We start from the raw sequence: 21,817 nt of genomic DNA on the forward strand, positions 1-21,817 counted from the left end.
TCATGCGGCGCGCCCTTCGTCCCGTTTCCGAATCGTTTTTCAATCGGTATAGATAGAATCCGCACATGAGCCAGTCCGATACCCCTGTTGTTTTGCCGCCCATTCCGGCCAAGCGCTACTTCACCATTGGCGAAGTCAGCGATCTGTGCTGCGTCAAGCCTCATGTGCTGCGTTACTGGGAGCAGGAATTCACGCAGCTCAAGCCGGTCAAGCGCCGGGGCAACCGCCGCTATTACCAGCACCACGAAGTGCTGCTCATACGCCGCATACGCGATCTTCTGTACGAGCAGGGCTTTACCATCAGCGGCGCGCGCAATCGCCTGGGCGATACGCGCGAGGCGCCGCCGCACGACCAGGACGCCGCCGTGCGCCTCAGCGGACAGGAATTCCAGGTCTTGCGGGCCGATCTTATTGCGGCGCGCGAGGCGCTGGCCCAGGCCCTGGGCGAAAGCGGAGCCCAATGACCAAAGGCCGACAGCCGGCCATAGGCCGTGTCGGCGCCAGCAATTCATGCAACGGCAGCCCTATGATGCATAGGGCTGCCGTTGGTTTTTGAAACCCGCTTTTGCGCCGCGCGGTTCAGCTCAGGGCGACAAGGCGGCCGATGAACAGAATCGGGCCTTTGGGCTCGTGTGGCGCGGCGGCGCCGCGCGGCTCCAGGGTTATTTCGAAAATCTGCCCGGTGGCTATGGTGCCGGCGGCTTGCGCCGGCAGGACCAGCGGTGCATTGGGGCTCAGTTCGGCCAACAGCCTGGGGGTTTCCGTGTCGCCGTGCACCCATAGATATACGGCGGCGTCCTGGGCGATTTCTATCCTGACCTTAGGTGTAAGCACCAGATCGCCCGAAGCATCGAAGGTCACGATCCAGCCCGGCGTGGACGTTTGGCCCGGAGCCTGCAAAATGGCGGCGCGGGTTGGCGTGGCCACGCTTGCCTGCGGGGCGGCCGGCTTGGCGGTATCGCCGGCTGTGACCGCGGGCGTGGTTTGCCCGGCGGACGCATCTTGCGCTTTGGGTTGCAGGGCTGCGGCAACCAGTCCAAGCGCCAGCACCAGCGTTGCGCCGCGCCACAGCCAAAGGCTGGACCAGAAGCCGCGCCTGGATTCAGCCTGGCCTGCCCGGCGTTCGGAAGCCTGTGCCGTTCGCGGCTTGCTGGGCGGCAGGCCGGACTTTGCCGGCTGCCGCGCCGAGGCTTGCGGCGCCTGTGTCTTTGTCGCCTCTGGCGTCGAAGCGGCTGGCATGGCGCTGGGGCGCAGCGGGACGGTGGTGTCGTGACCCAGCGCGGTTTGTATTTGCAGCAGCAGCTCGGGCGATGGCGTCTCGGGGGGAAGTTCGTCCGCCAGGGCCAGGAAACGATCTTCCCAGGCCAGGGCGCTGACCACGGCGTCGTAGTCGGCGCCGAGCAGGGCGTGGGCCTGGGCGGTTTCCTGCAGGTTCAGCAGGCCAAGAGCATATTCGGCGGTAAGAAGGGATGGTGCGGTATTCCTGCTCATGCCTGCTCCGCGTCCAGAATGGCCGCCAGAGCGGTGTGGGCGTGGGATTTGACCTGTTCTTGCGGCATGTGCAGCAGCGCGCCGATTTGCTCGTAGTTCAGGCCGCCGTAGTAGGCCATGAGGATGGGCAGGCGCTGGGCCTGTTCAAGCTTGTTCAAGGTGCGCGCCAGCGGCGCGGAATCGGCGGTATTGGACAGTACCGGCAGCCTGGCCTGCCAGCCGGCCTTGGCGGCGGGCACGATGCGTCCGGACTGGCGCAAACGGTTCATGGCGCGATAGCGCATAATGCTGTAAATCCAAGCGCGTGCTGTGCCGGCTTGCGGGTCGTAGCTGGCCGCGTTTTTCCAGATCAGCACGAAGGTATCGCGCACCACCGCCTCGGCGGCGCTGCCGTCGGCCAGCATTCGGGTCGCCAGGGCCAGCATTTGCGGTGTTTCCCGATGGTACAGGTCGCGCAGCGCGGCCTGGCTGCCTCGGGCACAGGCGGCTAGCGCGGCTTCGTAATCGAAGTTTTGGGCAAGCATCGAATCTCCATTTTTCTTGGGGGAGCGCGCTTATTGTATTAGGTACTCCATGAACGCCGGCTTTAACAGGGCCATTTTTTTTCACCATTCGAACGCATGAAATTCCGCCACACCGGCCCAGCGCCGAAAAACCGCAACGATATCCAGACCCTCAAGTCGCTTCTGCCCTATGTCTGGCAGTTCAAGGAGCGTGTGCTGCTGGCCCTGGGCTGCCTCGTTGCGGCCAAGGTCGCCAGCGTCTGGCTGCCGTTGTTTCTCAAGCAGATCGTCGATCAGCTCAGCCTGCAGGAAACGCTGCTGGTATTGCCGGTGGCCGCCTTGCTGGGCTATGGGCTTGCACGCTTGTCCAGCAGCGTGTTCGGCGAACTGCGCGACGCCTTGTTCGCGCGCGTGACCCAGGGCTCCATCCGGCGCATTGCCACGAGTCTTTTCCAGCATTTGTTCGCCTTGTCGATGAGCTTTCACCTGAAGCGGCAAACGGGCGGCCTGAGCCGCGATATCGAGCGTGGCACCAAGGGTATCGGCTTTCTGCTCAATTTCATGGTGTTCAACATCTTGCCGACCTTGCTCGAGATCGGGATGGTGGCGGCGGTGCTGCTGTGGCGCTACGACTATCTGTTCGCCGTCGTGACGCTGGGCACCATACTTTGCTATGTGCTGTTTACCCTGCTGGTCACCGAGAAGCGCATGGTATACCGGCGCAGCATGAACGACCTCGACAGCAAGGCCAACAGCAAGGCCATCGATGCCTTGCTGAACTACGAGACGGTCAAGTATTTCGGCAACGAGAAATACGAGATAGACCGCTACGACGGGAATCTGAAGCGCTGGGTGGATTCCGCGGTCAAGAACCAGGTTTCGCTGAATCTGCTCAATATCGGGCAGGGCGCCATCATCACGCTGGGCGTCACGGCCTTGCTATGGCTGTCGGCCGCGGGAGTGGTCGCGCACACCATGACGGTCGGCGACGTCGTGCTGGTGTCGGCTTATCTTACCCAGCTTTATGCGCCCCTGAATTTCCTGGGTTTCGTCTATCGGGAAATCAAGCACGCGCTGGCCGACATGGAGCGCATGTTCGGCCTGCTGCAGGAAAGCCAGGAGGTCGCCGACAAGCCCGGCGCTCCGGAGTTGCAGGCCGACCAGGCCGAGATCCGCTTCGAACACGTCGAGTTCGGCTACGAAGCCAACCGGCAGATACTGTTCGACGTAAGCTTTACGATACCGGCTGGCCGGACCCTGGCGGTGGTGGGGGCCTCGGGGGCCGGCAAATCCACATTGTCGCGCTTGCTGTTCCGCTTCTACGACGCCGACAAGGGCGCCATACTCATCAATGGCACCGACGTGCGCGACGTCACCCAGGAAAGCCTGCGCCGGCATATCGGCATCGTCCCGCAGGACACCGTGCTTTTCAACGACAGTATTCTGTACAATATCGCCTACGGAAATCCAGCGGCTTCGCAGGCGGACATCGTGCAGGCCGCCAAAGCCGCCCGCATCCATGACTTTGTCATGAGCCTGCCCGCCGGCTACGAGACGCCGGTCGGCGAGCGAGGCCTGAAGCTCTCGGGCGGCGAAAAGCAGCGCGTGGCCATCGCCCGCACGCTGCTCAAGAACCCGCCCATACTGATTTTCGACGAGGCTACCAGCGCGCTGGACACCCGCACCGAGCGGGCAATCCAGGACGAACTGACGCAGATCGCGCGCAACCGCACGACGCTGATCATCGCGCACCGGCTATCGACCATCATCGATGCCGACGAGATCCTGGTGCTGGATCGCGGCCGCGTGGTGGAGCAGGGCTCGCACCGCGAGCTGCTGCTATTGGGCGGGCGCTACGCCCAGATGTGGATGATGCAGCAGGCCGGCCAGGACGAAGCCGAATAGGGCGGGCTTCCCGAAGCGCCATTTGACACATACAGGACTAAAACGGTACTATATACCCGACTCGCCGAATACCTGAAACTCCTGGTTCGGCGACCTCCGATTCTGCATTCAATACTTACCGGTTACAAAATCCGCCATGTTGCGCGTCAGCAAAATCATCGACTACGGCACGCTGGTTCTTACCCATATGGCCAGCCATCCGCAGCGCTATTTCAGCGCGTCCGATCTGGCCGGGGTACTGGGAATCGGCCAGCCTACCGCCAGCAAGGTGCTCAAGGCCCTGGGGCGCCACGACCTCGTGCACAGCATGCGCGGCGCGCGCGGCGGTTATGCGCTTAGCCGGCCCGCAACGCAAATCACCATTGCCCAAGTCGTCGACGCCCTGGACGAGCAGCCTTTCGGGCTGACCGAGTGCAGCGCCACGCCCGGCGTTTGCGGCTACGAGTCCGATTGCCGAATCCGCTCCAACTGGCTGCGCATCAACAATATAGTACGACGCACACTCGAAGACATAAGCATCGCCGACATGGCGCAGTCTGCACACACGCATTTTGAACTAGAGGTTTTATCGCATGAAAACAGCGACCGAAAAGATCGACTCGTTCCTTGACCGGGAGTACGAGGCCGGTTTCGTCACCGAAGTCGAGTCCGACACCATACCGAAAGGCCTGTCGGAAGACACCATCCGGCTGTTGTCGGCCAAGAAGGGCGAGCCCGAATTCATGCTCGAGTGGCGGCTGTCGGCGTATCGGCAATGGCTGACCATGACGCCGCCCGAATGGGCCAAGGTGGGGTTCCCGCCCGTCGATTTCCAGGACATCAGCTACTACTCGGCCCCCAAGTCCAAGAAGGACGGCCCCAAGTCGCTGGACGAAGTCGACCCCGAATTGCTGCGCACCTACGAAAAGCTGGGTGTGCCGCTGCACGAGCGCGCTCGTCTGGCCGGCGTGGCGGTCGACGCCGTGTTCGACTCGGTCTCGGTGGCCACCACGTTCCGCAAGCAACTGGCCGATGTCGGTGTGATCTTCTGTTCGTTCTCGGAAGCCGTCAAGGAATACCCCGAACTGGTTCGCAAATACCTGGGTTCGGTCGTGCCGCAGGGCGACAACTTCTATGCGGCGCTCAACTCGGCGGTGTTTTCGGACGGCTCCTTCGTCTATATTCCCAAGGGCGTGCGATGTCCCATGGAGCTGTCCACGTATTTCCGCATCAATGCGCAAGATACCGGGCAGTTCGAACGCACGCTCATCATTGCCGACGAAGGCGCCAGCGTCAGCTACCTGGAAGGCTGTACGGCGCCCATGCGCGACGAAAACCAACTGCATGCGGCGGTGGTCGAACTGGTTGCCATGGACGACGCCAAAATCAAGTACTCCACCGTGCAAAACTGGTATCCCGGCGACAAGGACGGCAAGGGCGGCATCTATAACTTCGTGACCAAGCGCGGCGACTGCCGCGGCCCGCGTTCGCGCATTTCCTGGACCCAGGTTGAAACCGGCTCCGCCATCACCTGGAAATACCCCAGCGTCATCCTGCGCGGCGACGACTCGGTGGGCGAGTTCTATTCCGTGGCGCTCAGCAATCACCGCCAGCAGGCCGATACCGGCACCAAGATGATCCACATGGGGCGCAACACCAGCAGCACCATCATCTCGAAGGGCATTTCGGCGGGGCACGGCAGCAATACTTTCCGCGGCCTGGTGCGCATGACGCCCAAGGCCGAGAATGCGCGCAACTACACGCAGTGCGACTCCCTGCTCATCGGCAAGAAGTGCGCCGCCCATACGTTTCCCACCATCGAGGTGCAGAACCCGACCGGCCAGGTCGAGCACGAGGCCACCACGTCCCGCATCGGCGAAGATCAGTTGTTCTATGCCATGCAGCGCGGCCTGTCGGCCGAAGACGCGGTGTCCATGATCGTCAATGGTTTCTGCAAAGAAGTTTTCAAAGAATTGCCCATGGAGTTTGCGGTCGAAGCACAGAATCTGCTCGGCGTGAGCCTCGAAGGCAGCGTAGGTTAATAAAGAGGTTATTCATGCTTGAAATTCGCGATTTACACGCTTCCATCAATAACAAACCCATTCTGCGCGGCCTGACCCTGTCGATCAAGCCGGGCGAAGTCCATGCCATCATGGGCCCCAACGGCGCCGGCAAAAGCACTTTGTCGCAGGTGCTGGCCGGCCGCGACAACTACCACGTTGAAAGCGGATCCGTCACCTGGCAAGGGCAGGATCTGCTGGCCATGTCGGTCGAAGAGCGCGCTCGTTCGGGCCTGTTCCTGGCGTTCCAGTATCCCATTGAAATCCCGGGCGTTTCCAACGCCTATTTCCTCAAGGCCGCGGTCAACGCAGTGCGCCGCCACCAGGGGCTGTCCGAGCTGGACGCCATGGATTTCCTGACCCGCGTAAAAAGCGAAATGAAAGCGGTGGGCATGAAGGAAGAGTTCCTGTACCGTTCGGTCAACGAGGGGTTTTCGGGCGGCGAGAAAAAGCGCAACGAAGTCCTGCAAATGGCATTGCTGGAACCCAGACTGGCCATCCTGGACGAAACCGACTCCGGCCTGGACATCGACGCCCTGCGCGTCGTGGCCGACGGCGTGAACCGCCTGCGCTCGCCAGAACGCTCCCTCATCGTCATTACGCACTATCAGCGCCTGCTGGACTACATCGTGCCCGATTACGTGCACGTGCTTTCGGGCGGCCGCATCGTCCGTTCGGGTGGTAGCGAGCTGGCGCTCGAACTCGAAGAAAAGGGCTATGGCTGGCTGGGCGAGGGCGCCAAGCCGGGCAAGGGGGCTGTCGCATGAGCGCCCTGGAATCTTTCTCCGCCGGCTTCAAGGCGGGTTCGGGCGCTTTGGCCGGTGCCGATGCGCCTTGGCTGGCCGCCTTGCGGCAACGGGCTTTCGACCGCTTCCAACAAGAAGGCTGGCCTGTCGCCAAACAGGAAAGCTGGCATCACACTTCCCTGGCCGTGCTGGATCAACAAGACTTTGCGCTGCGAGGCGAGGCTCGTGTGGCTGCCGAGAAAATCCAGGCGCTGCGCGACGGCGAGGCCGGGCACTGGCTGGTGTTCGTCGACGGCCGCTACACGCCGCAATTGTCCGATGTGGGTGCTTTGCCCGCAGGCGTGCAAATCCAGGCGGTATCCCAGGTGCTGCGCGACCATCCAGAGCGGCTTGAAGCGTATTTCGGCAGCGAAGCCGACGGCGCCAGCACGGCGGCGCTCAATCTGGCCCTGGCCGACGACGGAATCTGCATTCGCGTGGCGCGCGGCGAACAGGTCGAGCTGCCCATCCATGCAGTATTCGTTTCCGCTTCCAGGCAGGCCGCCAGCTTTTCGCGCAACATCGTCGTGCTGGAAGGCGGCGCGCAGGCCACGCTGATCGAGCACTACGTGGGCGACGGCGCAGGGGTTTCGCTTAGCAGCACCGTCCTGCGGGCGGTGCTGGCCGCCGATGCTCGCCTGGTTCACCTCAAGCTGCAGCAGGAAGACGAGCAGGCCTTCCATCTGGGCGAAAGCGATATTGCGCAGGAACAAGGTTCGAATTACGTGTCGCATTCCATGTCGTTCGGCGCCCGCCTGGCCCGCAACGATATCGTCACGCACTTCAATGGCGAGCATTGCGAGACGCTGCTCAACGGCCTTTATTACGTCGATGGCAAGCGCCACGTCGATCACCATACCTGGATCGACCATGCCAGGCCCTACGGCGTCAGCCGCGAGTACTACCGGGGCATTCTGGCCGATACCGCCCGCGGCGTGTTTGCCGGGCGCATCCTGGTGGCGCCGGGCTCCGACGGCACCGATGCCGTCCAGCGTTCCGACAGCCTGCTGCTGTCGCGCATGGCCCGCGCCGACGCGCGCCCCGAGCTCGAAATCTACGCCGACGACGTCAAGTGCGCGCATGGCGCCACCGTTGGGCAGATCGACGAAACCAGCTTGTTCTACCTGCGTTCGCGCGGTCTCGATGCCGAGCATGCGCGCAGCATTCTCATTTATGCCTTTGCGGCCCAGGCCATCGAGCGCATCGCCGACGAATCGCTGCGCCGCCGGGTGACGCGTGCGGTCAGGGGCTTGCTGCCCGGCAAAGAACTCCTGGGAGGCATGGCATGAACGCACCCGCCGTTTCGTTCTCCGAATCACTCGATCTGGGCCGTATCGCAGATTTTCCCATTCTGTCCAATCCCATCCGCGGCAAGCGCCTGGTGTATCTGGACAATGGCGCCACCACCCAGAAGCCGCAGTCCGTCATCGACTCCGACAGCAGCTTTTACCTGAATTCCAATGCCAACATCCATCGCGGCGTGCACTGGCTGTCGCAGCATGCCACCGACCTGTACGAGCAGGGCCGCGACCTGGTGCGCCGCCTGCTCAATGCCGCCGACAGCAATGAAATCGTGTTCACGCGGGGCACGACCGAGGCCATCAATCTGGTGGCGTACAGCTGGGGCCGCGCCAGGCTGCGCGCCGGCGACCACGTCGTCGTCAGTGCGCTGGAGCATCACTCCAACATCGTTCCCTGGCAATTGGTGTGCGAGCAAACCGGCGCCGAGCTCAAGGTCATCCCCATCAACGATGCGGGCGAACTCGATATGGCGGCCTATCGGCAGTTGCTTGGGCCGCAGGTGCGCATGGTGGCGGTAACCCATATTTCCAACGCCCTGGGCACGGTCAATCCGGTTGCCGAGATCACCCGGCTGGCGCACGAGGCGGGCGCCCTGGTGCTGGTGGACGGTGCGCAGGCCGTCGCGCACCAGGTGGTCGACGTGCAGCAGATTGGTTGCGACTTCTATGCGTTTTCGGGCCACAAGCTGTACGGCCCCACAGGCATAGGCGCGTTGTACGGGCGCCACGAGCTGCTGCAGTCCATGCCGCCGTGGCAGGGCGGCGGCGACATGATACGCACGGTCAGCTTCGAGCGCAGCACCTATGCGGACGTGCCGCAGCGCTTCGAGGCGGGCACGCCCAATATCGCCGGAACCATCGGTCTGGGCGCGGCAATTCAATACGTGCTCGATATCGGACTGGACACCATTGCGGCGCATGAGCATGCCTTGCTCGATTACGGCACCGCCGCCTTGCAGGGCGTACCGGGCCTGAAGATCATAGGCAATGCCGCCGACAAGGCGGGCATTCTGTCGTTCGTCATCGAAGGCATTCATCCCCACGACCTGGGCACCATCCTGGACATGGACGGGGTGGCGATACGCGCCGGCCATCATTGCGCCATGCCGGTCATGACCCGTTTCGGCATTCCCGGCACGGCAAGGGCTTCGCTTGCCCTTTACAATACCCGCGATGATATCGACGCGCTGGTTCGATCCATAGGCGCGGCGCAAAAAATGTTTGGAGTGGAGCGGTAATAAGCATGGCCGATATGCAGCAGGATTTACGCGAGCTTTACCAGGAAGTCATCTTCGATCACAACCGCCATCCGCGCAACTTCCGCGCCATGGAGCATGCCAGTCACGCGGCCGACGGGCATAACCCGTTGTGCGGCGACCAGCTTACCGTGTACGTAAAGGTGCAGGACGGCGTGGTAAGCGATGCCAGTTTTGTCGGCCACGGCTGCGCAATTTCCACGGCATCGGCGTCGTTGATGACCGAGGCGGTGAAGGGCAAGCCGGTGGCCGAGGTCGAAGCCCTGTTCAAGGACATGCATGCCATGCTGACGCAGGCGCACCCGGAAGGGCGCGACTTCGGCAAGCTGGAAGTTCTGGCGGGCGTTCGAGAGTTTCCGTCACGAGTAAAGTGTGCCACGCTGGCCTGGCATACCTTGCATAACGCGCTGGCCGGCATGCGCGATACGGCGCAAACAGAATAAGGGATGTCATCATGTATCACGGGCGACACGAAGTCGAGGTCAGCCGGGATTGTCCGGCGGTCAGCGTGCCCTACGGCGCGCCGGTTACCATCGAGAAAGGCTGCATGGCCCAGATCACCCAGAAGCTGGGCGGCAGCTATACCGTTTACGTGGACGGCAATCTATACCGCGTAGAGGGCGTGGACGCCGACGCGCTGGGGTTCGAGCCGACCGAGGCGGTCGAGACCGTCGTGCCCGAGGGTGAGCTTACCGTGGAGTCCGTGCGCGACATGGCCTGGAGCCTGCTGGCCACCTGCTACGACCCTGAAATCCCGGTCGACATCGTCAACCTGGGACTGGTCTATCGCTGCGAGGTGGACGTAGTGGGCGAGGATCAGTTCAAGATAGACGTGGACATGACCCTGACCGCGCCCGGCTGCGGCATGGGCACCATGATCGCCGACGAGGCCAAGGTCAAGCTGCAGTCCATACACGGCGTGGTCAACGTCAATGTGAACCTGGTCTGGGATCCCCCCTGGGGCCGCGAAATGATGAGCGAACACGCGCGCCTCGAAATGGGCATGATGTAATAACTGCGACCTTGGGGCGGCCCGGCGGTGAAAGGTGCCCCCACGCTGCGCCGCTGGCGCGGCTTGCTGCCCCCCGAGGGGGGCTTTTTACCTTGGGGCGGCCCGGCGGAAAAAAAAGCCTGACTTGCGTCAGGCCTCTTGCGCGAAGTCGGGGTTCCCTCCGATGGAGGTCCAGCCTAGTTTGGCCCCCCGCGATACGGCGGCGTACACGGCTGCGTTCCGGTTGTGCACATTGAGCCGCTGATACAGGGTTTCGGTATGGGCCTTGGCGGTGGCTACCGAAATATTGAGGTGGCGCCCGACCATCTTCATGGGGTAGCCGCGAGCCAGCAATATGAGCACCTCGTATTGGCGGGGTGTAAGGCCCAGCATTTCCGATTCTTCGCAGGTTTTCCGTGCGCATCGCTGCGCGGGGCCGGTGTTGATCCAGGGAGGAGGTTCTTGAGGCATTGCCATATGCGAGTCGGTTTGCTGCGTAGCCCAGTGATGCGAGGGCGGAAAGCAGGTGCCGCCTGCAAGCACCAGGCGGGTGGACGCCTGCAGGACCTCCGGGGCCGCGTTTTTGGGGATATGGCCTGCGACCAGCGAGGGAAGAGGGCGTGTCAGCAAGGCAGCGCCGGGGTTTTCCGAAAGCAGGATGATGGCCTTGGGCCCGTAGGCGCGCTGCGTGGCCCCGATAAGGTTGTCGACGTCCTCCGAAACGCACACCGACAGCAGCGCGAGGTCGCTTTGACGGTTTTCGGCGGAGGGTTTCGAAAGGCTGGAATAGTCGCAGCCCTCGAGTGTCAGGTCGGGCTCGACATTGGACAATAGTTGCACGATGCCCATTCTTAGTATGGCGTGCGGCTCGACTACAATAATACTTGTCATACATCCCTCCCCCTAGCGAACTCGATGCCTGACATGACTTTCAGCACAGAAGGGGACGCCAACCTGGCATTTAACGACATGCCTATGGGCGGGCTGCTGGAGTGCTGTATTGCGGTTGCAAGCGCTGTTTTTTTCAGTGCTGCCTTGCCGATTATTCGTCAAAATCCGGTTTAAGTTGCGAGTTTATCTAGTTTGTTGGTACTTGCAGATTTCTCGTATTGGTAATCAGACCTGCGCTGGCATTTGACCACATTCAACAGCTAGGGCATTCTATCATTACGAGGCTGTTCATGTACAACCGTTTTCTTCCAAAAAATATCAAAAAATATCAAAAATATTCCTTTGAATCAGGAATTTACTGTAACGAGTGATTCGGCCAGAGCCTGAAATCAACCTGTTTTATGCAGCTTCGGGCAAACTGTCTCGTTCAAGCCGCAGCCTGTCGCGTCAGCCGTCCGTCCGTTCCGCACCGGAAGCGGGGCACTCGAAATGGTAGTCCTGCCTCGTGGAACGACCCTCCGTTATCACTATTTCAATGTGGCAATAATCCTGCCCGCTGCGTGTGACCGACATGCGCACCAATGGTGTTGCAACGTTGGCCTGAACCGTGACAGCCCCGCTTTGGGCCATGTTCGAGCGCCCATTAGCCCCTTCCTGCACCGTGCGCACGTCGTACCGCAAGGTCTTGCTTGCCGCGGTCCGCACATAGGGCACGATGATTTCCGGGTTGGTCCGGGCGGCGGTTTCAAGCCACACCTGAATATCGGCATCCGCGTTCATGCTGTGTCTCCATCCGAATGCCTGCCGGTTTCCGGCAAGCATTCCTTCTCCGGGACGGCAATGCAAAGACGAGGAAAACTCCCGGTTCGCACTGCCTCCTTTGAACAACGATCCGCACTAGTTACGTTGCGTTACCGACGCGGTGTTGTAGCTGCCGATCTGGGTGACCTGGGCGTTCAGGTTGTGGCCGGTCTGCGTGATGGTGGCCACATTGCCCACGCCCGATTGCGACATCTTGGCCCACAGCGCCTTGCCGTCCTGGCTGATGTAGCCGTCGTTGTTATAGCCGGTTTGATACATTTCCGCCGTGGTCCAGGTTGCCGGGCCATACCAGCCGCCGTTGGTGCCGTTCTGTAGAATGACTCCAACATTGTCGACGCCGCTTTGGTTCAGAATGCCGTTGTCATTCTTGCCGGTTTGTTTGATGGTGGCGTCGTTACCCCATCCCCAGCCGGTCTGGCTGATGGATGCGACCAGATTTTCGCCGGGATTCGAGAACCAGCCCCATCCGCTGCCGCTTTGCGATATGTAGGTCTTGCCGCCGTTGGCTGTCTGATAGACATTGGCGCTGGAGTTGTTGACCTCGTTCTGGTCGATCGTATTGTCGTTGCTGTTGCCCCAGTTCGTAAGAATGGTGGAGCTGGTGTTGTTGGTGTCTTCTTGATGAACGACGTTCTTGTTGTAATTGCCATAAGTGGTGACCGTGGCATCGGTGTTGCTGCTGTAGAACTGTTCGATGGTCGAGTCGTTGCCGGAGCCATTCTGGTAAATGGTGGCATTGTCGGCGGCCATGGCGATTCCTGTTCCGAATGCCAGGACGATGCCCAGGGCTGTTGCTGTAAGTCTGTTGCTCATGTTGCTCTCCTCTTGATAAGGCCTGGTGTTGCCCGCAAATCCGGCGGCCTACGAAACGGATTTGCGGAAAATCGGCAGGACGCCATCACGGCACGGGCTTGGCTTCCGCATTGGGCTCCTGGGTCTGGCTTGCGTTGTCCGAGGCTGCGCCGGTCGATGCGTCACGCGATGCAGCCGTCGCCTCCGCATCGCCGACGGGTGTCGTGGTGGCGTAGGTGTCTTCCTGATTCAGATAGCTCTGGATGATGGGGTTCTTCCAGTCGGCCTGATTGCGCAGCCTCCAGTTCCCGTCGCGAATGCCCTGTACGGTCAGATGGATCACGGCGGCCTCGATGGCTTCCTTGACGCACAGCTGCACGGGCTCGTTGCGGGTTACGCCTCCTTCGATCTCAAGCAGATCCTTGAAGTTGACGAACTTGTAGACGCTGGGCTGAACCTCGTAGGAAAAAATGGTCTTGGTGGTCGACACCGTTTGCAGGACTTTCCCGGTGCGGATATCGACACTTCTAAGGCCTATGGTTACCTGATCGACGCGATATTCCGTCGACATGCCGACCCCCAGGAATTTGGCCCCCAGCCCCCCCGTCTTGACATTGCTTTCGTAGGCCAGGATGCCGCCGTCTATCATGATCGACGCGGGCAGAAGCGCGGGGATCTTGATGGCGGGCGCGTTTTTATCTTGCGACCCGTCCAGCGCGCGGACAATGCGGCGTTCGGTCAGGAGTTCCTGCAGGCTTTCCCTTTCGACCGGGATATACCAGCCCGAGTCCTTGAGCGCCTTGATCAGCATGGTCGCGGCGCCCTGGGTCACCGAAGTCGAGAACGAACTGTCCGGCGAAGGCTTGTACTGGCCGGTCTGGTCCCTGAACCCATAAACGGCCACGGTTACCGGCCCCATGGGCGGCGGCAGCCTGAGCAGGTCATGTGACGAGGGCGTCGGCGGAGTCAGCTGGGCCGGCGAAGCGACTTCGGCGGGCTTGTAGGGAACGGCGCAAGCGGCGAGCGCCGCGCAGGCCAACGCAGTCAGCATCAGCCTGGCGCAGCGCCGCGGCTTCCCCTCGGATTTTCTTATGATGATTGTTTTCATGGCTGCTGCACCTGGAAGATGGTTGTCGCACCGGTGCTCTTGTCGAGCGTGGTGACGGTGACCGTGCCATCGACGGGTGTGCCGATGGTGATGGTGTAGCTGCCCGTGTCGAAAGTGCCCGGCACGAAATTGCCGTTGGCATCCACCAGCTTGGTGGTTGCCGCCGAGGCAAGGCGGTTCAGAATATTGTTTTCAAGCGCGCTCTGAAAATTTTGCAGCGGTGAAGTGCCGCTGTCGATGCCCGTGGCGCTGCCGGCATCGGGGTCGGTGTGGCGATTGGTGGCCTGGGCCTCGTTGAGCAGGACGGGGCCGTTGAGCGGGTTGCCGCCGAACGATGGATTGACCGGCGTGTACACCATTTCCGTGGCGGCGGCGGATCCGCCCGCCGCCAGGGCCGCAACCAGAAGGGAGACGCGCAAGCTTGTCCCGGCTGCCTTGAATGTGGTCGATTTTTTCATTTAAAACTCCTCTGCACCCAGATCTTTGGAATGAAACATCAATCGCTGCAACTCGCTGTTTTCAATATTCTTGAAGGTGATTTGAGCCGCCTGTTCGCTGACGCTCTTGGCGGCCTGGCGCGCTGGCGACAAGAATGTGCGAAACATGCGGCTGTTCCGGAATTGCACCCATACCTCGCTTCCCCAGCGCGCGGTTGGGCGTTCGTATATTGAAATCGTGTATTTGTGGTCGGGATCTATTTCGTTCCAGGCGTTGGCAAAGTACTGATAGAAGTCGTTGCCGAGCACGGTGACGGTGTGATTGATGACCATGCCGCCCAGCGGATCCGTCAGCAGCCTTTTTGCGCTGGCGTCGGGATCGGGCAGTTTGGGCGCCTGTTCCGAATGCTGGTTGTTGGCGCCGTTGCTTGCATTGGCGGCGCCCACAGCAAAGGCGCATGCCAAGAGAAGGCCAAGAGCGGCGTGCTTGATATGCGCATGCATTCGGACTCTCCTCATGGTGCTGGCTGGACATTGATCGGAGCCATCGAGCGAGAGGCGACGAGGTTGTCGGGACTCGCGATGGGTTGGTGGCGATCGGCGTCGGCCGGTTCTTAACGTCAAAAAATGTTATGAATCGTTAAGTCCATGATAGGGATGTGTTGCGACTGGAAACATGCGTCGTATAACGTAATCCAGGGCGGATCAACAGCCTAGTACGTCTTGCTCGGTTTGGCGGATGCGGTCGTGGCTGTTCTAGTACTTTTTCCGGGGGCGAAAGATCGGAGCTCGGCCATTTGGATGAGGCATCGCCTGTCCTTTCTCGCCATCCTTCATGGGCCGCGCAAGGCGCCCCGGTCGAGCCTTTCGCGCAGTGCATTGCCATGAGCCATAAAGTGAAGCGGCCGGCTTAAGCCGGCCACGGTTTGGATCATATGGAGGCGCTTGCGGTGATTCGTCAGGCAAGCCGCGTCGCATCGAAGATATCGGAGTTGCTGACCGGCGGTATGCGCAGCTTGTCGGTCTGCAAGGCGGCGATTTCGCCGTCGTCGGTATGATGGATGACGGTGATCCTGCTGTCATGGACGTCATGCAGCTGGGCGCTGCTTAGCGCGAAGTCGGCGGCGGTGACTGCGTCGTCGGGCGCGCTGCGCGCCTGGACTTTTCGTGGAGGAGGGAACAGCCGCTTGTGGTAGGTGCCCCATAGTACGACGAGCAGGGCATTGAAGGCGGCAATGGTCAGATAAATGAGCAGTGTTTCCAAGGTTGGCGCGACGAGCGACAGCGAGGGCGCATCGCCCTGCAGCGTCGATGCCATGGAAATGGACAGGATGCTGCTGGATGCCAGGTATACGAACCCAACCCAGCCTATGGCGGTCATGCCGGCGTCGATGGCGCTGTTGGCGCGGGAACACGGTGTATGGATGATTCTGATCATGATGACTCCTTTTTTATGCCTCGGTCGGGACTCGTCCACCTGGCGCGGCGACGGCGCGTCCTTAGCATTACTTTGGGGAAACTTACCAAGGTTGTGAATAAGCTGATGAGCCAGTAGACGAATGGATACCAGACTATCCAATAGAGGGAGTGCGACAGGTCCGGCTCGTACTTGCGGTCGATGAGAACGCTCACGCCGAATTGCAGCATGCACATCAGCGCAAGCACCATGCCTGTAAAGGACGGCAGCAATAGGGAAGGGATGTGCAGTGCGTCGGGCATCGGCATGATCAGGCCTATCAGCCATAGCAGCGCGACAAGAGCCAGCCCGAAGGCCCAGATGGTCGACATGACGAACTCGATGATGAGCGGCCACATCCGGCGCAGTTCCCACGACCCCAGGCAATCCAGGTTCTTGAGCAGTACTTCGGCGCCGCCCTGGGCCCAGCGCCGGCGCTGGCGCCACAGCCCATTCAGGGTTTCGGGCATCAGCACGCCGCATAGCGCACGCGGCTCGAAAAACACAGACCATTGATCGCGTTGCAGCTTCCAGGTGATGTCGATGTCCTCGGTGATCATGTCCAGGCTCCAGTAACCGACACGTTCCAGCGCTTCGCGCCGGAATGCCGTGACCACGCCCGAGACGCTGTATATTTGGCCGTAGACTCTTTGCGCCCGCTTGGTCAGGCCGATGATGGAAGAGAACTCGCCCACCTGTATGCGTCCGATCAAGGTGGAGCGTGTGCGTATGCGAGGGTTCCCGGTCACGGCGCCGACCCGCGGGTGGTCGATCAAGGGCGCGACCAGATAGCTGACCGCATTCGGCTCGAGCATGGCGTCGCCGTCGATGCATACGAGATAGTCGCTGCGCGATGCCATGGCGCCCATGCGCAGCGCCATGGCCTTGCCCTGGTTGCGCGCAAGATGGATGACGCGCAGGCGCGGATGATAGGCCGTCAGCCGGTCGAGCAGATCGGCGGTGCCATCGGTGGAGCCGTCGTTGATGGCGATGACTTCGATATGCGGATAGTCCTGCTGCAGCGCGGCCAATATGGTTTCTTCGGCATGTTCTTCTTCATCGTGGCAGGGAATCAGAATGCTGACCAGGGGCGAGCCTTTCAGCCATGGGCCGGGCTGGGCCGGGGACCACTTCCAGTGTCTTTCCCAGATGAACCAGAAGTACAGGCCTCCCGCTATCCATATGCCCGACATGAACAGGGGATAGAAGAACACGAAGTTCAGCAGGACGTCGCTGGTCAAGGTAGCCAGCAGGCCGATAGGCGCTCCCAGAACCAGGCACAGGATCAGAAAGGCGATGATTCGATCTATCATGGAAATGGATACCAGGCTGTTGATATGGCCGGCCGAATGATGTCGAGCCGGGGCTGATTCCTTGAGAAATCGTCTGGGTAATAACCGAAGCTTGGCGCTCCTCTCAGCAACAGGCGATCCATCCAGCGGGCGACGGTTCTGGACGGCACCGCCCGCGATGTGTCGTGGCCGCCATGGCCTTGCCGGCTCCAATCCTGCGCTTGCACTTCGAATACCGTCCTGGTCAAAGCGCGGGGCTTGGCCGCGACCGCATCGACCAGTTTGTCGAGCCATGCATCGGCCTGGCTGGGAGGAACGCCCTCCATGAGCGGCATGGCCATGAGCGCGGTCCAGTCGTAGTTGGAGAGAAAGTCGTCCAGGTTCTGGGCGAACCAGGCTTCGCTTTTGGGGTCGAGCACCGGCTGTGCGTAGAGGTTGCGCGCAGTCATGATCTGCGGCCCGCGGATGGCGCGCACATGCTCGGTCAGCGTATTGGTGAAGTCCGTGAGGTATTGGCTTTTGAAGCGTGTCCAGCGTTGCATGAGCCCAGGGTCGGCCCGCAGGGCATCGATGTCGCCCGGCAGGCCGGCCAGGCGATACGCGGCCAGGGCAGCGGGGCCGGCGTCCTCGAAGTCCGAAAGCATGGCGTCGTCGTGATAAAGAATGCCGCTGAAATTGGCGTGCCGGGACAGGTCTTCGTAAAGGTCGATGATTTGCCTGCGGGCCTCGGGGTCGAAGGGTGAAAGCCGTTGGTATTGCCGGGGGTCGACGCTTGCCTGCTTGTGCACGGGATCCCAGCGTTCGACCCGGGCTATGGACGGGGCAAGATCGAAGCTCAGCACGGGCATCCACGCGTATACCTTGACGGAAGAGCGGGTGATCAACTGCCAGGCGACACGGTTGAACAGATCCGCGCGCATGGGCAGGTGGCGATTGGGAAAATAAACCGACTTGACCAGGCCGTCACCATCCGGGTCGGCGAATGCCTGCAGGAATACCGTGGTGATCTGCAGGTCGGCGATGCGCTGCACCAGTTGGCCGATGTTGCGTTCCTGCTGGGCGGGATCGGGATCGTAGATGTAGTCCAGGTCGACGTGCGCGACGCGCATGATGCGCGGGTTTTCCACGTCCATGATGTTGCTGGCGAATTCCGAAAGCCGCGGATCTTCCGAAACGAGCAGCCGGGGCGTGCTCATCAGGCTGTCGACATTGCCCAGCGCTGTTTCCTGCAAGGTCAGCGCCATCTTGTAGCCATGCTTTTCCAGTATCCTCAACGCCTGGCCATTGGCTTCGCCGTAGGGCCAGGCCCAGACCCGCGGGCTTTTCCCCGTGATTTGATGGATGCGGCGGGTAATGCGGCCCACGTCGGCGTCGATGCGCTTTTCGAATGCCTCGGTGCTTTCATACGTCCCGGTCTTCGGGTCGTAGGCATAGGTGGCGGCGGCGGGCTCCAGGTTTCCCTGCGGGTTGCCTTGCACGCCCTTGTGCTCGTCGTAGGTGTGCGCGCCGATTTCCACCAGCGCAGACCTGGACAGCTCGCGGAGCTGGGCGGGGGTCAGGAATTTCTTGCGTGGAGCCAGCTTGTCTCCAAACCGGACCTCCTGGTCCGGTGGGGTATCCAGCCAGGCACCGACGGGAGAAACCACGGCGGGCCAATGGTAGGCCTTGAGCATGGGAAAGACGCGGGTGTAGAAGCTGCTGTACCCGTCGTCGAAGGTGAGCAGCACGGCTTTTGGCGGCAGCGGTGCGCCGCCGTTGCGGGCCGCCAGTATCTGATCCACGGAAACAGGGTGGTAGCCGTTCTCGCGCAGCCAGGAAAATTGCTCCTCGAGATGGTCGGTGCGCACGGCAAGAAAAGTCTGGTCCGGGTCCCGGTCTTCGACATCGTGATAGGCCAGCACCAGGAAGCCGCCCGCCGGCCAGGCCTGCTCGTTCGCCGGCACTGGGCGCAGGCCTGGCGCGACGAAAGGGGGAATGTCTCGCGCGCAGCCATTGAGCAGGAACGACGCGAACAAGATTATTGCCAGGAACCGCAAGCGAAGAAGAGTAGGCATGGCGGCTCCTCAAAAGCGCAGATTCAGGGTTGCCATGACGTTCACATCCCGCTCCCGCACGCCGTCATACGGGCGGCTGACGCCGGTAATGGAAACGCCGACATCCACGGTCTTGTTGAATCGGTAGCGCAAGCCGTAGCCCAATACGCCTATCGCTCCCGTGCCATAGCCTTGCTGAGAATAGGCGCCTGCGCCCAGGGTGAAGATCTGCTCGAGGCTGGTGTCGTAATGGCGGTAGAGGGTGTGGGTGATGTTCAGGGTGGGGACTGCGGTCAGGTCCGAACGGGGATTGAAGTAGGGAGCGTCTTCGCGTGAGTTGCGGGAAGCTCCCAGGTCCAGTTGCAGGTCGACGACGACCTTGGGTGAGCTGTACAGGCGTTCGCGTCCGCTGACCTGGACTTCCATGCGATTGTTGCCGTCGCTGAATCGGCTGGGCGACAGCGATACGGACCATTCCCTGCGCTCGTTGGGCTGCCAGTGGGCGAAAGCGGTAAGCGTGTTGGCGTAGATGCCGTGCGCCAGGGCCCGCAGGGGTGTCGCCCTGGAACGGAACGCCGCTGTGGCGCCGAACTGCCATTGGTCGTCGAGATCATAGACGATGGATGCGCTCGCTCCCGTCTTGACGCCGTACCCGTAGTTGTTCGCCGAGGCTTCCACCTCGGCGGTCAGGTCGCGTCCGCGCCATTCGGCCCCTCCACGCGCCCAACGGTAGGTGCTGTGCCCCTCTTCGAAATCGCCCCAGGCGTAGCCGCCGCCCGCGAAGCCGCGCCAATTCCGGTCCAGGGGAGGGGAATACAGGACACTGTCGAAGCCAAAGTCCCCTTTGCCGGAAACCGGACTGTTGGAGCTGCTGTCCAGATAACTTGTGACCCGCAGCTCCGACTTCTGATGTACTTCCCAATCGCGCGCCAGCCTCTGGGCGGCCAGGCTTTCGGGGTAGTTGTCGATGACGTAGTTCTTCAGGATCTCCGCCTGCCGCCATTCCCTCAGGGCAAGGGCTGTTTCGCCCTGGGCCGCAATCAGATCCTTGCTCTCGGGCTGCAGCGTTTCGGCCATTTTCAATTCGGTTTCGGCCAGGCGCGGCTGATGCCTGTCCCGATGGATTTGCGCGAGGGCGATGCGCTGCCCCAGATCGCGCGGAGCGGCCGCCACCATGGCCGAGAGCTGCCGTTCGGCGGCTTCGGGATCATTGGCGTATTCCTTTCCGGCCGCCGCGGTTTGCGCCAGCGCAAGGCGGGCGTCGTTCGGCGATCTATTGGGAACGCCTTTTATATTTATCCAGACCGCCTGGTCGGCCTGGGCTTTGTCGATCAGTGTCTGGGCGGCGTCGAAGTTCCCGCCTTCCACCAGCGCGTAATACAGGCTTATCTGGTCGTTGGCCTTTTCAAGAGGCGTCGGCGCTTCGGTGCGGCTGGCCAGAAAGCGCCGATAAAGCTCCTGCGCCTTGTCGGGCTGCTGCGTATAAAGATAGGCCGAGGCGACCTCATCCAGGATATAGTCTGGAGGGGTTACGCCATCGGCCACTAGCCGTTCGTATTCGTCCACGACATCGTGCATGCGCACGCGGGCATGCAAAGCCTGGATGCGGTCTATCCGCGCCCGTATCACATCGCGCCTTGCCGGCTCGCCCAGCGGTTCCCAGGCGGCCAGCTCGGCGTCATATCGGGCGATGGCGGCGTCGGCGGCGCGGAACCGTTCTTCGCGCGAACGGCTTGGCATGGACGCAAGATTGCTGAGCTCGGCGGCATAGTCGCCCTGCAGCTCGCGCATCAATGCGGGGCTTGCCGCCTTGGGGTGGCTTTGCGCTGTCTGCAGGGCGGCAAGGGCCAGCCCGCCTTGCTGCAGGGCCAAAATATATTCCCGCACGACCGAAATATTGCCCGGGTCCAGCCGGTATGCGGCATCCGCATGCTGGAGCGCCGCATAGGGCTCGCGCCGGACCCGGTATACATAACTCAACGTGCTTTGTGCTTCGGCATTGGCGGGCATGCCGGCGGCAAGCGCCTTTGCCCGCTGTTCGGCCTGATCCAGGCTGCCGGAGTCGGCCAGCGTCATGGCTTCTTCCAGCGCAAAGGCCGGGTTTCCGGGAAAGCGGCGCTGGCCGGTCCGGTATAGCGCCAGGGCATCCGCCCAGTTTTTCGAGTCGCGGTAGGCGCGGGCGACGGCCGACAGGACGGGGGCCGGCAGTGTCTCGGGGTTCAGCGCGAATTTCCGGTAAAGATCCAGAACCTCGCCGGGCTGTCCGGCCCAGGAGGCGATGGTGATATGATCGTAAACCGTGCGCTTGTCGGTTTGGCCCTGCTGTTCGCGTTCCTGCAGCATCTGCAGGGCTGGCTGGTAGTCGCCCTTGCGGGCCCGCAGGATCAGTGAGTCGTAGTCCTGGGTTTGCGCCGCAAGCGCCGGTGCGCCGCTTAGCAGCAGCATCAAGGGCAGGCAGAATGAGCGGGTCAGGTCGTTCATGCTGCAACCTGCTCACGCAAGCTCGGCGTTTCTGTAAACGGATTCATCATCCCCTCCTGGGTTCTTGCTTTGATCCGTGCTTTACATCCGGGCGGCCGAATCTCGTCCTGGAGTTTCCTGGCGGATTCCGACGTTAATGTCTGGATACAGATGTCATGGTTTGAATCTTAAGCATCTGGCCTAAGCGGGGATATGCGCTGAACGGTGTACTCCCCGGCCTACGTATGCGTTAGG

Annotated in this window: 22 protein-coding genes; 10 read left to right on the plus strand and 12 right to left on the minus strand. The window is 61.5% G+C overall.

Features of this window, described 5'->3' with window-relative positions; genetic code table 11:
• Positions 1-65 precede the first annotated feature (65 nt).
• Complete coding sequence (locus tag VNT00_RS15345) at positions 66-464, plus strand: MerR family transcriptional regulator (protein WP_325589017.1); 399 nt, start codon at positions 66-68, stop codon at positions 462-464.
• 115 nt (positions 465-579) lie between these two features.
• Here the strand turns inward: VNT00_RS15345 and VNT00_RS15350 are convergent, their stop codons facing one another.
• Together VNT00_RS15350 and VNT00_RS15355 are read right to left on the minus strand one after the other, a co-directional pair.
• A complete protein-coding gene (locus VNT00_RS15350; protein ID WP_325589019.1) occupies positions 580-1,491 on the minus strand; it encodes an anti-sigma factor domain-containing protein in 912 nt (303 codons plus the stop codon).
• Positions 1,488-2,015: a sigma-70 family RNA polymerase sigma factor gene (locus VNT00_RS15355; protein ID WP_325589021.1), complete on the minus strand. Its 528-nt coding sequence runs from the start codon at positions 2,013-2,015 to the stop codon at positions 1,488-1,490. The genes VNT00_RS15350 and VNT00_RS15355 overlap by 4 nt, the downstream gene beginning before the upstream one ends.
• A gap of 96 nt (positions 2,016-2,111) precedes the next feature.
• Between VNT00_RS15355 and VNT00_RS15360 the strand changes: the two genes are divergently transcribed.
• From VNT00_RS15360 to sufT, 8 genes are all read left to right on the plus strand, one after another.
• Positions 2,112-3,899, plus strand: a complete 1,788-nt coding sequence (locus VNT00_RS15360) for an ABCB family ABC transporter ATP-binding protein/permease (protein ID WP_325589023.1) — start codon at positions 2,112-2,114, stop codon at positions 3,897-3,899.
• A 136-nt stretch (positions 3,900-4,035) separates the two neighbouring features.
• Positions 4,036-4,509, plus strand: a complete 474-nt coding sequence (locus VNT00_RS15365) for an SUF system Fe-S cluster assembly regulator (protein WP_325589025.1) — start codon at positions 4,036-4,038, stop codon at positions 4,507-4,509.
• Complete coding sequence (gene sufB / locus VNT00_RS15370) at positions 4,472-5,920, plus strand: Fe-S cluster assembly protein SufB (protein ID WP_325589027.1); 1,449 nt, start codon at positions 4,472-4,474, stop codon at positions 5,918-5,920. The genes VNT00_RS15365 and sufB overlap by 38 nt, the downstream gene beginning before the upstream one ends.
• A 14-nt stretch (positions 5,921-5,934) precedes the next feature.
• Positions 5,935-6,705, plus strand: coding sequence for a Fe-S cluster assembly ATPase SufC (gene sufC, locus VNT00_RS15375; protein ID WP_325589029.1), 771 nt, complete (start codon positions 5,935-5,937; stop codon positions 6,703-6,705).
• Positions 6,702-8,012 (plus strand): Fe-S cluster assembly protein SufD, encoded by a 1,311-nt coding sequence (gene sufD / locus VNT00_RS15380; protein WP_325589031.1) that lies wholly within the window; start codon positions 6,702-6,704, stop codon positions 8,010-8,012. The genes sufC and sufD overlap by 4 nt, the downstream gene beginning before the upstream one ends.
• Positions 8,009-9,262 carry a cysteine desulfurase gene (locus VNT00_RS15385; protein WP_325589032.1) on the plus strand — a complete coding sequence of 418 codons (1,254 nt, stop codon included), beginning with the start codon at positions 8,009-8,011 and terminating at the stop codon, positions 9,260-9,262. Before sufD ends, VNT00_RS15385 begins: the two co-directional genes overlap by 4 nt.
• A gap of 14 nt (positions 9,263-9,276) precedes the next feature.
• Positions 9,277-9,723 (plus strand): Fe-S cluster assembly sulfur transfer protein SufU, encoded by a 447-nt coding sequence (sufU, locus tag VNT00_RS15390; RefSeq protein ID WP_325589379.1) that lies wholly within the window; start codon positions 9,277-9,279, stop codon positions 9,721-9,723.
• Between the two features lie 11 nt (positions 9,724-9,734).
• Positions 9,735-10,292 carry a putative Fe-S cluster assembly protein SufT gene (gene sufT, locus VNT00_RS15395; RefSeq protein ID WP_325589034.1) on the plus strand — a complete coding sequence of 186 codons (558 nt, stop codon included), beginning with the start codon at positions 9,735-9,737 and terminating at the stop codon, positions 10,290-10,292.
• A 129-nt stretch (positions 10,293-10,421) separates the two neighbouring features.
• On the opposite strand, the gene VNT00_RS15400 is transcribed toward sufT, so the two are convergent.
• Positions 10,422-11,162, minus strand: a complete 741-nt coding sequence (locus VNT00_RS15400) for a response regulator transcription factor (RefSeq protein ID WP_325589036.1) — start codon at positions 11,160-11,162, stop codon at positions 10,422-10,424.
• Positions 11,163-11,195: 33 nt separating this feature from the next.
• Between VNT00_RS15400 and VNT00_RS15405 the strand changes: the two genes are divergently transcribed.
• Positions 11,196-11,336: a hypothetical protein gene (locus VNT00_RS15405; RefSeq protein ID WP_325589038.1), complete on the plus strand. Its 141-nt coding sequence runs from the start codon at positions 11,196-11,198 to the stop codon at positions 11,334-11,336.
• Positions 11,337-11,609: 273 nt separating this feature from the next.
• Here the strand turns inward: VNT00_RS15405 and csgH are convergent, their stop codons facing one another.
• From csgH to pgaA, 9 genes are all read right to left on the minus strand, one after another.
• Positions 11,610-11,942 carry a curli-like amyloid fiber formation chaperone CsgH gene (csgH, locus tag VNT00_RS15410; protein WP_325589040.1) on the minus strand — a complete coding sequence of 111 codons (333 nt, stop codon included), beginning with the start codon at positions 11,940-11,942 and terminating at the stop codon, positions 11,610-11,612.
• A gap of 117 nt (positions 11,943-12,059) precedes the next feature.
• Positions 12,060-12,797, minus strand: a complete 738-nt coding sequence (locus VNT00_RS15415; RefSeq protein ID WP_325589042.1) for a hypothetical protein — start codon at positions 12,795-12,797, stop codon at positions 12,060-12,062.
• Positions 12,798-12,882: 85 nt separating this feature from the next.
• Positions 12,883-13,884: a CsgG/HfaB family protein gene (locus VNT00_RS15420; RefSeq protein ID WP_325589044.1), complete on the minus strand. Its 1,002-nt coding sequence runs from the start codon at positions 13,882-13,884 to the stop codon at positions 12,883-12,885.
• A complete protein-coding gene (locus tag VNT00_RS15425; RefSeq protein ID WP_325589046.1) occupies positions 13,881-14,342 on the minus strand; it encodes a curli assembly protein CsgF in 462 nt (153 codons plus the stop codon). Before VNT00_RS15425 ends, VNT00_RS15420 begins: the two co-directional genes overlap by 4 nt.
• Positions 14,343-14,825, minus strand: coding sequence for a curli production assembly/transport protein CsgE (locus VNT00_RS15430; protein ID WP_325589048.1), 483 nt, complete (start codon positions 14,823-14,825; stop codon positions 14,343-14,345).
• A 454-nt stretch (positions 14,826-15,279) separates the two neighbouring features.
• The gene (pgaD, locus tag VNT00_RS15435; protein WP_325589050.1) at positions 15,280-15,759 is read right to left on the minus strand and encodes a poly-beta-1,6-N-acetyl-D-glucosamine biosynthesis protein PgaD; all 480 of its coding nucleotides are present in this window, start codon (positions 15,757-15,759) and stop codon (positions 15,280-15,282) included.
• On the minus strand, positions 15,756-17,090 hold the full coding sequence (gene pgaC, locus VNT00_RS15440) for a poly-beta-1,6-N-acetyl-D-glucosamine synthase (RefSeq protein ID WP_325589052.1): 1,335 nt from the start codon (positions 17,088-17,090) through the stop codon (positions 15,756-15,758). Before pgaC ends, pgaD begins: the two co-directional genes overlap by 4 nt.
• Positions 17,087-19,123: a poly-beta-1,6-N-acetyl-D-glucosamine N-deacetylase PgaB gene (gene pgaB / locus VNT00_RS15445; protein WP_325589054.1), complete on the minus strand. Its 2,037-nt coding sequence runs from the start codon at positions 19,121-19,123 to the stop codon at positions 17,087-17,089. Before pgaB ends, pgaC begins: the two co-directional genes overlap by 4 nt.
• 9 nt (positions 19,124-19,132) lie before the next feature.
• Complete coding sequence (gene pgaA / locus VNT00_RS15450) at positions 19,133-21,583, minus strand: poly-beta-1,6 N-acetyl-D-glucosamine export porin PgaA (RefSeq protein ID WP_325589056.1); 2,451 nt, start codon at positions 21,581-21,583, stop codon at positions 19,133-19,135.
• Positions 21,584-21,817: the final 234 nt, after the last annotated feature.

Source organism: Eoetvoesiella sp. (assembly GCF_035555955.1).
GTDB lineage: Bacteria > Pseudomonadota > Gammaproteobacteria > Burkholderiales > Burkholderiaceae_B > Eoetvoesia.